The sequence below is a fragment of the Glaciecola sp. SC05 genome, from assembly GCF_041380235.1.
In the GTDB taxonomy this organism is placed as follows: Bacteria; Pseudomonadota; Gammaproteobacteria; order Enterobacterales; family Alteromonadaceae; genus Glaciecola.
In genome coordinates this window covers 37,884-52,240 of sequence record NZ_JBGIYY010000008.1, presented here as the reverse complement: position 1 = coordinate 52,240, position 14,357 = coordinate 37,884, and the positions used below count along the sequence as shown (strand labels likewise).

Sequence of the window (14,357 nt, the reverse complement as noted above, 5' to 3'; positions counted from 1 at the left end):
TGTCTATTGTCTATTTGATAACAGGCGGTGTTTCAAAGGTGTGATAAGGCGCTGGAGAAGGAATTTCCCATTCTAGGCCATTAGCTCCATCCCACACTTGTGAGGAAACTTTGTCACCTTGTTTACGACATGCTTTTATGACCAACACTAGGAAGATTAATTGCGATAAACCAAACGCAAATCCGCCGATGCTTATCCATTTGTTAAAGTCAGCAAACTGCAAAGCATAATCAGGTATACGACGAGGCATGCCGGCTAGCCCTACAAAATGCATAGGGAAGAACAATAAGTTAACTGAAACTAATGAACACCAGAAGTGTGCTTTTGCTAATGGAATGTCGAACATACGACCAGTCCACTTCGGTAGCCAGAAATACACGGCAGCCATGATCGAGAAGATAGCACCAGTCACCAGTACATAGTGGAAATGAGCTACCACAAAATACGTGTCATGATATTGGAAATCTACTGGCACAATGGCGAGCATTAATCCTGACAGGCCACCAATGGTGAATAGAACGATAAATGCGATAGCAAAAAGCATTGGGACTTCGAAAGAAATACTGCCTCTCCACATCGTCGCTACCCAGTTAAATACCTTCACACCCGTCGGTACGGCAATGATCATCGTCGCTATCATAAAGAACATCTCAGCGACCACCGGCATACCCGTAGTAAACATATGGTGAGCCCATACAATAAACGATAATAATGCAATCGACGCTGTCGCGTAGACCATAGAAGCGTAGCCAAACAGCCTTTTACGAGAGAACGTTGGGACAATTTCAGAGATGATACCAAAGGCCGGCAAAATCATGATGTAAACTTCAGGATGACCGAAGAACCAGAATATGTGCTGAAACAGCACTGGATCACCACCGCCGGCAGCGTCGAAGAAGCTGGTGCCAAAGTACTTATCGGTAAGCACCATGGTTACCACACCCGCAAGCACTGGCATGACTGCTATCAACAAGAAGGCAGTAATTAACCAAGTCCACACGAACAACGGCATCTTCATGTAAGTCATACCAGGCGCACGCATATTGAATATGGTTACAACAACGTTGATCGCGCCCATGATTGAACTGATCCCCATAATATGCACAGAGAATACAAATAGCGCCGTACTGTCTCCGCTATACGTTGTTGATAATGGCGCGTAGAACGTCCAACCAAAGGCTGGTCCGCCACCTTCAACAAACAATGAACCCAACAAAATAGCGAAAGCAAACGGTAAAATCCAGAAGCTCCAGTTATTCATGCGTGGCAATGCCATATCTGGCGCCCCAATCATCATGGGGATCAACCAGTTCGCAAGTCCTGTAAAGGCCGGCATAACTGCACCAAAAACCATTATCAGTCCATGCACGGTGGTCATCTGATTAAAGAAATTAGGTTCAACGATTTGTAAACCCGGCTGGAATAATTCAGCACGAATGACCATAGCCATTGCGCCGCCTACCAAGAACATAATAAACGCAAACCACAGATACAAAGTACCTATATCTTTATGGTTTGTGGTGAGCACCCATCTCATCAGCCCTTTCGGGATGTGGTGATGATGATCGTCATGACCATCATGTGAATCGGCGCCGTGTGCAGTATCTGTTACCGTCGACATCTAATTATCTCCTAGTTGCCATTCATAATGGCGTTAACATCTTTTGCTTGTACCATATCGCCAGTGTTGTTACCCCAAGCATTACGTTGGTATGTAACGACCGCAGCAATCTCTGACATGGTGAGCTGTTTCGCGAATGACTGCATGGCAGTGCCAGCTTTACCGTACACAATGATATCGATGTGTGCAGGCTTGTCATTTAATGCAATTGAAGAACCTTTAATTGCTGGGAATACGCCAGCTAGGCCTTCGCCGTTAGGCATATGACATGCAGCGCAAACCGCTTCATGTACTCTTTTGCCATCAGCCATTAGTTCTTCCATTGACATATTCATCGCCAACAAACGTTGCTCTTCTTCTTTTGCTCTTAAAGCAATCGCTTCTTGCTCGTCAATCCAGGCAGCGTAGTCAACTGGATCTTTTGCAATAACTACGATGGGCATGAAGCCATGATCCTTTCCGCATAGCTCTGCACATTGGCCGCGGTAAACCCCTGGCACGTTTACATTAGTCCATGCCTCGTTTATAAATCCAGGGTTTGCATCTTTTTTCACTGCAAAGTCTGGCACCCACCATGAATGTATAACGTCATCAGAAGTAATTAAAAAGCGTACTTTTTTTCCGGTAGGAATAACCAAAGGGCGATCAACCTCTAGTAGGTAGTTCTCACCTTTTGTAAATTTGTTGCGGATTTGCTCTTGTTGGGTTGCCATGGTGGAAAAGAATTCCACATCATTATCCATATACTTATAGTGCCATTTCCACTGGGAACCTGTCACCAGCACGGTAATGTCAGCTTTAGATGCATCTTCCATCTCAATCAAAGTATTGGCAGCAGGCACAGCCATTGCAATCAGTATCAAAAACGGCACTACCGTCCAAGCAATCTCAACTTTTACGTTGTCATGGAAATGTGCAGGTTTAGCACCTTTCGATTTACGGTGCTTTACCATTGAGTAAAACATTACACCAAATACGATGACCGCAATCGCGATACAGATGTAAAACATCATCATATGCAGGCCATAAACTTCTTGGCTGATATCTGTCACGCCAGGGCGAAGGTTAAGATCGGATCTCTCTGATGCACTAGTGGCTAGTACCATCATGGGCGCACTCATCAATAGAGCACTTAAAGTAATTTGCAGCGACTTCACACTTGACTCCCAAAATTGAGGTTGACGTATTCTTAATACGAGTTCTGTTTTGCCAGTTATTTTTCTAGACAAAATCAGAAATTCTACGTCCGATGTTATTAGAATGTGAATAACTCGCTAATGATTAATCAATCCGAAGGATACGTCTAGTACTTTTTGGAGAAAAACCATACAAACAGTTCGTATTTACTAATAGTTAGCTTATTTTTTAATCAAATGGAAGTTTTGAGCGTAAATAATCACCAATTTGCCGTGAATATTGTTGTACGTAACTTGCAAGCAAGCTTTTGTAAAAACATAGAAAAGGCAGCAGATTTTTCTGCGAATTTCAGGTGGTTTATGGCTTAAATTTGTATCATTTTAGGAGAAAAAAGGGCAGTTTCCTGAGAAGAAACTGCCCTTTTTTTTGCGGTCTTAATTTAAATTTACGTTATCTCTAATAACGCCTACTGCAAGCCCTTCTATCTCGAAATATTGTGTCCGCAGATCGACTTCTATTGGTGAGAAATCGTCATTTTCAGCATGCAATATCACCAGCGGCCCTTTCTTCTCGAAGCGTTTTACGGTGACGTCATCATCTATTCTAGCAACCACAATTTGGCCGTTTCTGACATTATTAGTTTTGTGCACAGCTAATAGATCGCCATCCATTATCCCAATTTTCATCATACTCATACCGTTAACTCTTAACAGAAAGTCAGCACCAGGGTGAAACATTGCTGGGTCAACTTTATAGTGCGAGTCGATGTGTTCCTGAGCAAGGATAGGTTGACCTGCTGCCACCCGACCAATGAGGGGAATACCTTGCTCAATTTCGTCTTCTAGTGGACAGTTGAGCTTTATCCCACGAGACGTTCCCGGTAGGATTTCGATCACATTCTTCTTCGCCAATGCCTTGAGATGTTCTTCAGCGGCGTTTGCAGATTTGAAACCGAGCTCTCTCGCAATTTCTGCACGAGTAGGCGGCATACCAGTATCAATCATGGTTGTTTTTATGAGTTTGAGTACTTCTTCTTGCCTAGGAGTTAGTGGACGCATAACCAGCCTGTTTTTCTATACAGTTAGTTGGAGTATATCCTTTAATTGGCAAAGCGCAATACTCTTAATTTAATAATTGCTTTTTAAAGCTAGGCATAAGTACCTGAAAGCATGTTAATATTTAAGCCTTACTTTGATTCGGAGTGCGCATGTCACAGATTGGTTCTGCTTTTCGTTGGTTAGCATCTAAAGCCATAGGCTGGTTAGTTTCAGTAAAAAGCGTGCCTGCGGATATTGAAAAAGAGTTAGGTATCGATAAAACGAAACCTATTGTGTATTTATTGCAAACCGAATCCTTTACCGATCAGTTAGCTCTGGCCAAGTCGGCCCGAGCCCTAGATTTGCCCAATCCATTTGAAAATATAGAGATCGCTGGCGCTGAGCGCAAACGACGTTACTTCCTAACACGCCCTCAAAACTTATTAACCCGCAGGGTTAAAAAAACCAGCATTGAAGATGTTTTTACAGAATACTTTCACTTACACAGAGAGCACCTCGACATTGATTTACAGGTGATCCCCGTGTTTATCTCTTGGGGACGCTCTGCTGGTAAAGAAAAAAGCGGCTTTGCACAGCTATTTGCCATCAAAGCATCTCCAAACTGGCTCCGAAAGCTTTTTATTGTGCTGTTTTTTGGGCGAGACAACTTCGTTAGCTACTCAGCTCCGGTGTCTACGCGACAAATGTCTGAACTGCATGGCAGCGACAAACAGATAGCGCAAAAACTAGTGCGCGTGGCGCGGACGCATTTTCAGCGTAAGCGACAAACCCTCAGTGGCCCTACCTTGCTCGAGCGACAAACCTTATATAACTCAATTTTAGGCGCTACTTCAGTCAAACTTGCAATAGACGAACACGCGAGACAAAAATCTATCAGCCCAGAAGCTTGTCGTCATGAGGCACTGAAATATATCGACGAAGTGGCCGCCGACTATCGAGAGGGCCTCATTCGTATTGGCGACAGACTACTCAGACGAATTTGGAATAAAATTTATGATGGTATTGATGTCAGTCATGCAGAGCGCGTCAGAGAGTTAGCAAAAAACGGGCATGAGATAATTTACGTGCCCTGTCATAGAAGTCACATGGATTATTTATTGCTTACCTACGTGATTTATAACGAGGGCTTGGTGACGCCGCACATTGCGGCCGGCATTAACCTTAATTTTTGGCCTGTAGGCGGAATTTTCAGGCGCTGCGGGGCTTTCTTTTTAAGGCGGAGTTTTGCAGGCAATAAACTCTACACCGCGGTATTTAGAGAGTATCTCGAGCTACTCTTTAACAAAGGCTATTCGGTGAAGTACTTCCCAGAAGGTGGCCGCAGCCGAACAGGGAGACTACTTCCGCCAAAAACCGGAATGCTTGCGATGACTTTGCAAGCTATGACCAAGGGTATCAAACGTCCAGTCTCGATTGTGCCGGTTTACATTGGCTATGAGCACGTGATGGAAGTAAAAAGCTATATGAAAGAGCTAAAGGGAAAGTCAAAAAAGAAAGAGTCCCCTACTCAAGTATTTTCGGCTATTCGTAAGCTTAAAAACTATGGACATGGTTTTGTTAATTTCGGTGAGCCAATTCAGCTTAGCAACTTTTTAGATGAGTCGGTTAGCGACTGGCGTGAACAAAAAGCCCTTGATGACAAAAAGCCAAAGTGGTTGACCCCCGTCGTAAATTCGCTGGCTGATAAAATCATGACGAGAATTAATCGCGCAGCAGCACTTAATGGCTCAGCGATGGTGGCGTTATGCTTACTGTCTTCTAAAACACAGATTGTAAGTAAAAAAGCATTAGTCGAATCCATTAATGACTACTTACAACTTTTTACCCAGGTCAAGTTCAGTCAAGACTCGACCTTACCAGACGAACCTGCTGATGCATTGGTAGATCGCACGCTAGCCTTAAATCGCTTTGAACAAAGCCAAGATACCTATGGATCGATGGTGTCACCAAAAGATGATAATGGTCTGCTATTAACTTTTTATCGCAACAATATTCTGCATATGTTCGCGATTCCAGGCCTTGTTATGACCGCGGTGTTTGCGCATAAACAGCTTGAAAAAAGCGAATTGATAAGCCTCGTGCAGACCCTTTATCCACTGCTAAAACGCGAGTTCTTTTTGCATCACAGCAATGAACAAGCAATCGAGTATGTGGAGCATTTAGTCGACTATATGGCATCTGTTGGTTTACTCAAACAGCAAGGTGACTACTTATCACCACCAGTTGCTACGGCTGAAAAGTTCCATTCAGCTTGGCTGCTCAGTCGCACAATGCAAGAGACGCTGCAGCGTTATGCGACCGTTTTGCATGTCTTAGAAACCGAGAAAATCATTGGCCGTTCACAACTCGAAAAACAAAGTCAAACCATCGCCGAGCGATTGTCTGCACTGTTTGGCATGCACTCACCAGAGTTTTATGACAAAAATGTGCTAGGAAGTTTCGTGATGGCGCTCAGAGAGAATAAACATTTAAGTAACCGAGAAGACGGTAACCTCGCGTTTTCTGAGAGCAGTTTGGCATTAAAACGGGCGATTATACCGCTGGTGTGGCCTGAAATTATTCAACATTTAGAGCAAATACACACATAATGCCAACTATGGGCAAATCGTATTAACGATTTCGCCTAACGCACCTTATTGCGCATGAAGCAATGCTATCTGATGGATAGACGAGTATCTTTTAAAGCCTGCCAAGCCCCCGAAAATTTAGTGGATATCAGCGGCCAAAAAGAATTGATACGCGGGGTCATCGGTATGCTCTTGCGCTGAATAGTCTAAGGCTTCTAGATGCTTGTTAAACAGCGCTCTCTCGCCAGAAGCAATATCAAAACCGACCAACACCAAACCCTGAGCGGCACCATGGTTACGGTAGTGGAATAAAGTAATATTCCACTGCTCACCCAGAGTATTTAAGAAGTGCATAAGCGCGCCTGGATACTCTGGAAACGAGAATGAAAAAATGGTTTCGTTTAGCGGTGTTTGTGGGCGCCCACCAACCATATGACGCACGTGCAACTTGGCAAGTTCATTGTCTGACAGATCAAAACACTGATAAGCATTTTCATGTAAGCGCTGCATAAGCGCGGTGAATTCAGTTCGGCCCTGTTTTAACTTAACACCAACAAAAATGTGCGCCTCGCTATTAGTGGCAAAGCGATAGTTAAATTCCGAAATATTCAAACCGCCTAAGGTCGCGCAAAAAGCTTTAAACGCTCCTTTTTGTTCTTTTAGTTTAACCGCAAATACCGCCTCTTTTTGCTCCCCCAGCTCGCAGCGCTCAGACACATAGCGAAGGGTGTGAAAGTTAATATTTGCTCCGCATAAAATGCCCGCTATTTTTGCGCCTTTTAGATCGTGCTGCGCACAATATTTCCGCATTGCCGCAATCGATAAGGCACCAGCAGGCTCGGCAATCACTCGGGTGTCGTCAAAAATATCTTTAATCGCCGTGCAAATTTCGTCATTGGTAACAGTGACTACCTCATCTACGTAAAGCTGACACAGTCTAAAAGGCTCTTCACCTATGGTTTTAACCGCTACGCCGTCAGCAAAAATACCGACGCTAGGCAGAGTAACCGGATGACCCTGTGCCAGCGCGGCCTGCAAACAGGCAGACTCTTCCGACTCTACTGCAATAATGCGAATATTTGGGTTGATTTGCTTTGCATATACCGAAATACCTGCCGCCAATCCACCGCCGCCTACCGCAATAAACAGATACTCTAAGTCGTGCACATGCTCTAAAATTTCTTTACCAATGGTGCCTTGACCGGCGATTACATCGGGGTGATCAAATGGCGGGATCATGGTCATACCGGTTTCGGCGCAAATTAGCTTTGCCCGCTCACTGGCTTGATCGAAACTTGTGCCGTGTTGGACGACCGTCACTTGATCTTTGCCAAAGTGCTTAACCGCGTCAACTTTGATTTCGGGAGTGGTTTCAGGCATCACAATTATCGCAGGAATGCCCAGTCGATGCGCGGCATAAGCAACACCTTGAGCATGATTACCAGCAGAAGCAGCTACTACGCCCGCAGCTTGCTGGGATTTTGATAGCTGCGCAATGCAGTTGTATGCCCCTCTGAGTTTAAACGATTTGACCGGCTGCTGATCTTCGCGCTTTAAATACACCTGATTGCCGAGAGTCGCCGACAGTCTTGGCATCGTCACTAAATCGGTGGCAATCGCCGCATCATAGATTGGCGCTTGCAGAATTTTTACCAAGTAATCTTGCTTACTTAAGGTCGCAACAGAGGCATTTATTTGAGTATCGCTTGGCACAGAGGGGTAGCTCGCTTATTAATAAAAGTTTATTCCATAGCAAAAGATGATTTCGCCGAACATTCAATGCTTGCAGGGACGTAGTGGCGTTCTATTTCTCGCAGGCTATACTCGTCATAACGGTCAATTAGGCAGCTTGGCATGGCTAGTTTGAGCGTTCAATATTCGAAATTACATTAAGCTTAACATTTATATCAGAAATAAGAACATGATTGGCTTGCAAATTCTAAGCTTTTGTTAATGTTGAGCAATAAAGACTTCAATACTAAATGCACTCAAACTGCTTGAAGCGGTGCCAATCAGATACCGATATTTGAATATTTTCAGTAGTACCTGCATCAGAGCTTACAGGCTGCCCCAGTATTTGAGAATCTCATGATTTCACACATTGCTTGGCATACCTTCATGCTTGATCATTACACTAACCTCGACCAACTCGCCCTTGAAATGATTAACCATATTGAAAAGGTTAATGACTAATTCTTTGATTAGATTTTGTAGCTAACATGCGCTTAGGAAATAATCTGCTAGTCAAATTTCGAAAACCAGATAGTGAGTTATTTGTTTAAGCATAAGGTCCATAAACTAGTCTTGTAGCCAGTTGTTTGTAAAGTCATTTTTACCAATAATTATCCATGTTGATTAGCAACTCATGGATGAAAAAAGACAAGGATGTCACTTTCAGTTGTATACACTCGCGCCAACATAGGCATCGATGCACCACTGGTCACTATTGAGGTACATTTGTCCAATGGCTTACCTGCTTTTCAGTTGGTAGGCCTGCCTGAAACCACCGTAAAAGAAAGTCGTGACAGAGTGCGCAGCGCTTTAATCAACGCAGGCTTTGAGTTCCCAAGTAAACGGATCACCGTGAACATGGCGCCGGCTGACCTTCCGAAGGGCGGAGGTCGTTTCGACTTAGCCATTGCAGTAGGCATTATCGCCGCTCACGAGCAGCTTCCCGAAACCGCGTTAGAGCAATATGAGTTTGTAGGTGAGTTAGCGCTGTCTGGTCAGTTGCGCTCTATTCAAGGCGCCCTGCCAATGGCCTTTGCGGCGGGTAAAAGTAATCGACAGTTGGTACTGCCACAAAGTAACGCCAGCGAGGCAGCTCTGGTCGCTAAAGCCTCTGTGTTAAGCGCCAAAGACTTGTTTGAAGTCTATCTGCATCTTATTGGCAAGCAGAGCTTACCCGCCGCCGAAGTGGTGCTTAGCGACATTGGCGAGCCGCAATACGGCGATTTAAACGAAATTATCGACCAGCAACATGCAAAACGGGCTTTAGAAATCAGCGCGAGTGGCGCACACAATTTATTATTTTTTGGTCCTGCGGGCACCGGTAAAAGCATGCTGGCTAGCCGTTTACTGTCGATCATGCCCGACCTTAGCGACGAGGATGCTCTTGTCGTATCTAGCATCCGCTCGGTGGTGGGCGATACCATTAACGCGCAAAATTGGCGGCAGCGGCCATTTAGACAACCCCATCATTCAAGCTCCGCAGCGGCATTAGTAGGTGGCGGTGCCTACCCAAAACCCGGCGAAATCACTTTGGCCCATCGGGGCGTTTTGTTCCTCGACGAATTGCCGGAATTTGGCCGGCATGTGCTAGATGTTATGCGCGAACCGCTAGAAACTGGCGAAATTAATTTATCGCGAGCCTCGCATAAAGTGACGTACCCTGCTGACTTTCAATTAATCGCGGCAATGAACCCAAGCCCCACCGGCGATGTGGACGACAAACGCGCCAATCCTGATCAAATTTTACGCTATTTAAATCGAATATCTGGGCCATTGCTCGACCGCATCGATTTGCAGGTAAATGTACCCAGAGTGAATTTAGAAAAAACACTAAGCAGCCTAAATGACCAGTCATTATCTAATGGTGATGGCAATGACGCGCAAAGTGAAAGTAGCGCTACCGTTAAACGCCGTGTTGAAAATGCACATGCTCTGCAGCTTAGCCGGCAGGGCGTGCTAAATTCTGCATTGAGTAATCACCAAGTCAAACAATTTTGCAGCTTAAACAGCAGCGACCAGCGGTTTATTACTCAGGCGATTGACGCATTGGGCCTGTCGATGCGAGCTTACCATCGCACCTTGAAAGTGGCGCGCACCGTAGCCGATTTGCAAGGCGAAGCCAACATCCAGCAGGCGCACATTGCTGAAGCCTTAAGCTTTCGAAATTTTGATAGGTTACTGCATCAGCTCACAAAAAGCTGAGTGAGTGTCTTAATAAGGGGCTCTTCTGCGCGCGCTTTTAAATAGCATATGCCCAGTTGATACGGCTCAATATTTGGTACCGTGAGTGCCCGCACCTTATTTTTTACCACCGAGTTTTCCAGCACAATGCTAGGCACGAAGCCAACACCTAGCCCCAAGGCAACCATGCTTACTATCGCTTCATTGCCCGACACTTGTGCGTAAATTCGCGGGCGAATATGTTGCTCAACAAACCACTCGTTGACGATGCGCATCGATAGGCCTCTGGCTGGCATCACTACCTGTACTTGCTGCCAAGAGACATCTTCCCATCGTTCAACGCTCATATTTTTTGGCACAATGAGCACCAATGGCACGACGTCGAACTTACCAAAGGCAACATGCGACGGAAAGTTGGGCGTCTGCATCGCCAATGAAATATCCACTTGGCCTGAGGCAACCTTATCGATAGACAGCGCATGATCTCCAGTATCTAATTTGATGTCGACTAGAGGGTATTCTTGTTGGAGCTTGTCAAGCATCGCTGGCAAATAGCTCTGGCTGGCCGTAACAGAGCAATACAGTGACAGCTCCCCGCTTAGCGCTTCTTCTTTACTTTTTAGCTCTTGTTTCAACACAGCATATTGACTCAGGGTGTGTTCAGCAAATTCTAATAAACGCTGGCCCGCATGAGTAAGGACAACGCTGCGATTATTGCGCACAAACAAGGTTGCTTCGCATTCTAGCTCAAGACGCGTGATCACTCTTGTCAGAGTAGGCGGTGAAACATACATCGCCGCTGCAGTCTTTGAAAAATGCAGGGTATTGGCTAGATGTTGAAACAGCTTTAAACTTTTTATATCCATCGCACAAGTCCCATCATGAAAAGATAGCTGACCGAAAAACGCAAACGCATTTGGCTGTTGCTTGAAAGCCACCTAATAAATCGCTCAAGAATTAACCACCTTCACCATATAATATGGACACACTACCGGCAATTAACCGCACTAAGCACATCAAAGCATATCATTTATTTCATTTTATGAAACACTACGTTGTAAATAATTCAATTTAAGAAATGTATAGAGTTTTGTATAGTATTCCCATAGTCGAATGCGACTACCCAATTTTATCTTCAGGAAACTCATGACAAATTATTTTAATAGCTTACCGTTTAGAAAACAGCTCGACCAATTGGGTCGATGTCGTTTTATGCAGCGCGAAGAATTCGCTCAGGGCTGCGACGCATTAAAAGGTAAATCCATCGTAATTGTAGGATGTGGTGCACAGGGTTTAAATCAAGGCCTTAATATGCGCGACTCAGGTCTAAACGTGTCTTACGCATTACGCCAAGCTGCCATTGATGAAAAGCGTGACTCTTTCCAGCGCGCTTCTGGTAACGACTTTAAGGTCGGAACTTATCAAGAACTCATCCCTAGTGCAGACTTAGTATATAACCTAACGCCGGATAAACAGCATGCAAGTGTTGTTGAAGCGATCATGCCGCTCATGCAGCAAGGTGCGGTATTGAGTTACTCACATGGCTTTAATATTGTCGAAGAAGGTCAGCAAATCCGCAGCGATATTACCGTGGTGATGTGCGCACCAAAGTGTCCAGGCACAGAAGTTCGCGAAGAATACAAACGTGGTTTTGGGGTACCTACGCTGATCGCAGTGCACCCTGAAAACGACCCACAGGGCAAGGGCCTTGAAATCGCTAAGGCACTCGCGAGTGCGACAGGCGGCGACAGAGCCGGTGTACTAGAGAGCTCCTTTGTTGCTGAAGTAAAGTCCGACCTTATGGGCGAACAAACGATATTATGCGGCATGCAGCAAGCTGCAGCGATTGTTGGCTTTGACAAAATGGTCGCCGATGGCGCCGACCCAGCCTATGCCGCAGCGTTAATCCAATATGGTCTCGAAGCAATAACCGAAGCCCTTAAAATTGGTGGCGTAACGCACATGATGGACCGCTTGTCTAACCCTGCAAAGGTTGAAGCATTCGAGCTTAGCGAAACCCTTAAAACCTTGTTTAGACCCCTCTTCGAGAAACATCAAGACGACATCTTAAGTGGCGAGTTTTCACGCACGATGATGGAAGACTGGGATAATGAAGACATCAACCTATTAACATGGCGTGAAGAAACCGGTCAATCAGGTTTTGAGAAAGCGCCTGTTTATGACGGTAAAATTGATGATCAAACGTTTTTCGACCAAGGCATTTTAATTGTCGCAATGATCAAGGCTGGTGTTGAGCTTGCCTTTGATGTGATGGTAGAAGCTGGCATCCTACCCGAATCCGCCTATTACGAATCGCTGCACGAAACTCCGCTAATTTCGAACACCATCGCGCGTAAACGTTTGTATGAGATGAACGTGGTGATTTCAGATACCGCCGAATATGGTAACTATCTGTTTGCTAACGCCGCGGTACCGTTATTGCAAGAGCACATTATGCCTAGTATTACTGGTGTGCAGTTAGGTAAAGGTTTAAGCGACCGTTCAAATGCGGTGGATAACAAACGTTTAGTAGAAATAAACAAAGCGATCCGAACTCATGGTGTTGAAACCGTGGGTGAAGTATTACGAGGCTACATGACTGACATGAAAGCCATCGTAGAAAACTAGTAGTAGATGTAACACTTCTGTCGTTAGGTGCTTGAAATAAGCTCCTTTTGCCCGGTCAATTTGGCCGGGCTTTTTTTTGCCGACTTTTCCTGGTCTTCAATTTCTATACTGAGCATATTCAAGCGCTGGGTATTCTATTAAGCTTTAGCTAAGTCTGACGCTTTACCGCCCTAATTGCGATATGCACCGCACAAAACGTTACAACTCCAAACACTAAGAAGCCAAGCGCAATAGGCGTGATGCTGTCGACTAAATAAGAGTTAATAAATACAGCAATAGGCACCGCCAAGATGCTCGTAAAGCATCCAATGAACGCGGCACCCACTCCTGCTATATGTCCCACCGGCTGCATCGCTAAAGAGTTTAAATTTCCAAACAACACACCAATAAAAAAGAAGCCAACAAACATCGTAGAAACAAACACGACCAAAGGCGGTTTTCCGTCAAAATACAGACTTTCACCCAACAGCACTAGGGCAAAGAGTAAATTTAATACCATGGCGTAAGAAATCAACTTGATCATGCCAAGCCTAACTACCATGATGCCATTGAACAAAGAAGCCGCACCGATAGAGAAAGCCAACAAGGCAAAAAGCAGTGGAAACATTTCGCCAGTATCATAAATATCTTGAAAAATAGTTTGTGAGCCACTTAGGTAGGCTAAAAACGCGCCAAAAATAGTCCCCATACCAATAGCTGCGCCCATCACAACCTTATGCTTGGCCAACCAAACGATTGAGCGCCAAAAGGCATACCAGTTAAACTTTAAACGTTTGGCGCGAGGCAGTGTTTCACCCTGACGCGCAAAAAACCAAATCCCAGAAATCACGCAAACCACCGCAAATACCGTAAATATATGCCGCCAACCCGCTGTTTTCATTACCACCTGACCGAGCAGTGGGGCGACCATTGGCATCAAAATAAAGATAACGGTGATAAAACTCATTACCCGCGCCATTTTGTCGCCCACATACAAGTCTCGGATCAGAGCCATACTAGCAATGCGCGGGCCTGATACCCCAAAGGCCTGAATCAATCGCCCTGCTAGCATCATTTCCATGCTGGTTGATAAATAGCAGACTAAGGTGCCCAGCAAAAAGATGATCAGGCCCACCAAAATGGTTAGGCGCCGGCCTCGGGCGTCGGCAAAAGGACCAAAAAATAGCTGGCCAATGGCCATGCCAGCAAAAAACAAAGAAACAATCAAATAGGTTTGCTGATTACTCTGACTGTTAAGCTCCGCGCCTATGACATCAAGCGCAGGAAGCATTGCATCTATACTTAAGGCCACAAGTGAGGTTAAAAAAGCCATCAGTAATATGAACTCGCCAATAGGCAAAGGCGGGCGAGCGCTTGAAGCTTCAGCAGGAATAGCGGAGGTGTTCATGAAAGCGAATTAATAGGAAAATGAATTAGCGGTGCAATCTACCATAG

The 14,357-nt window shown here is 45.1% G+C and carries 9 protein-coding genes; 3 read left to right on the top strand and 6 right to left on the bottom strand.

The features are described 5' to 3' along the window. Window positions 1-10: 10 nt before the first annotated feature. From ctaD to lexA, 3 genes are all read right to left on the bottom strand, one after another. Entirely contained in the window at window positions 11-1,621 is a 1,611-nt protein-coding gene (gene ctaD / locus AB9H30_RS08865) for a cytochrome c oxidase subunit I (protein WP_371194304.1), read from the bottom strand. Between the two features lie 11 nt (window positions 1,622-1,632). Further along, entirely contained in the window at window positions 1,633-2,742 is a 1,110-nt protein-coding gene (coxB, locus tag AB9H30_RS08860; RefSeq protein ID WP_371194455.1) for a cytochrome c oxidase subunit II, read from the bottom strand. A gap of 450 nt (window positions 2,743-3,192) precedes the next feature. Further along, window positions 3,193-3,816, bottom strand: a complete 624-nt coding sequence (gene lexA / locus AB9H30_RS08855) for a transcriptional repressor LexA (protein ID WP_371194303.1) — start codon at window positions 3,814-3,816, stop codon at window positions 3,193-3,195. Between the two features lie 149 nt (window positions 3,817-3,965). Here lexA and plsB point away from each other — a divergent pair, with 149 nt between their 5' ends. Beyond that, window positions 3,966-6,404: a glycerol-3-phosphate 1-O-acyltransferase PlsB gene (gene plsB / locus AB9H30_RS08850; RefSeq protein ID WP_371194302.1), complete on the top strand. Its 2,439-nt coding sequence runs from the start codon at window positions 3,966-3,968 to the stop codon at window positions 6,402-6,404. Window positions 6,405-6,521: 117 nt separating this feature from the next. On the opposite strand, the gene ilvA is transcribed toward plsB, so the two are convergent. Continuing rightward, complete coding sequence (gene ilvA / locus AB9H30_RS08845) at window positions 6,522-8,096, bottom strand: threonine ammonia-lyase, biosynthetic (RefSeq protein ID WP_371194301.1); 1,575 nt, start codon at window positions 8,094-8,096, stop codon at window positions 6,522-6,524. A 672-nt stretch (window positions 8,097-8,768) separates the two neighbouring features. Here ilvA and AB9H30_RS08840 point away from each other — a divergent pair. Further along, on the top strand, window positions 8,769-10,316 hold the full coding sequence (locus tag AB9H30_RS08840; RefSeq protein WP_371194300.1) for a YifB family Mg chelatase-like AAA ATPase: 1,548 nt from the start codon (window positions 8,769-8,771) through the stop codon (window positions 10,314-10,316). Here AB9H30_RS08840 and ilvY read toward each other — a convergent pair. After that, a complete protein-coding gene (ilvY, locus tag AB9H30_RS08835; protein WP_371194299.1) occupies window positions 10,298-11,161 on the bottom strand; it encodes an HTH-type transcriptional activator IlvY in 864 nt (287 codons plus the stop codon). The genes AB9H30_RS08840 and ilvY overlap by 19 nt on opposite strands. Before the next feature lie 280 nt (window positions 11,162-11,441). On the opposite strand from ilvY, the gene ilvC reads away from it, so the two are divergent. Beyond that, entirely contained in the window at window positions 11,442-12,923 is a 1,482-nt protein-coding gene (gene ilvC / locus AB9H30_RS08830) for a ketol-acid reductoisomerase (RefSeq protein ID WP_371194298.1), read from the top strand. A gap of 148 nt (window positions 12,924-13,071) precedes the next feature. Here ilvC and AB9H30_RS08825 read toward each other — a convergent pair whose 3' ends face one another. Next, on the bottom strand, window positions 13,072-14,310 hold the full coding sequence (locus AB9H30_RS08825; protein ID WP_371194297.1) for a multidrug effflux MFS transporter: 1,239 nt from the start codon (window positions 14,308-14,310) through the stop codon (window positions 13,072-13,074). Window positions 14,311-14,357 lie beyond the last annotated feature (47 nt).

Coding starts and splice junctions, on each gene's coding strand:
- ctaD (WP_371194304.1), bottom strand. CDS start 1,621: ATGTCGACGGTAACAGATACTGCACACGGCGCCGATTCACATGATGGT.
- coxB (WP_371194455.1), bottom strand. CDS start 2,742: ATGAGTGCGCCCATGATGGTACTAGCCACTAGTGCATCAGAGAGATCC.
- lexA (WP_371194303.1), bottom strand. CDS start 3,816: ATGCGTCCACTAACTCCTAGGCAAGAAGAAGTACTCAAACTCATAAAA.
- plsB (WP_371194302.1), top strand. CDS start 3,966: ATGTCACAGATTGGTTCTGCTTTTCGTTGGTTAGCATCTAAAGCCATA.
- AB9H30_RS08840 (WP_371194300.1), top strand. CDS start 8,769: ATGTCACTTTCAGTTGTATACACTCGCGCCAACATAGGCATCGATGCA.
- ilvY (WP_371194299.1), bottom strand. CDS start 11,161: ATGGATATAAAAAGTTTAAAGCTGTTTCAACATCTAGCCAATACCCTG.
- ilvC (WP_371194298.1), top strand. CDS start 11,442: ATGACAAATTATTTTAATAGCTTACCGTTTAGAAAACAGCTCGACCAA.
- AB9H30_RS08825 (WP_371194297.1), bottom strand. CDS start 14,310: ATGAACACCTCCGCTATTCCTGCTGAAGCTTCAAGCGCTCGCCCGCCT.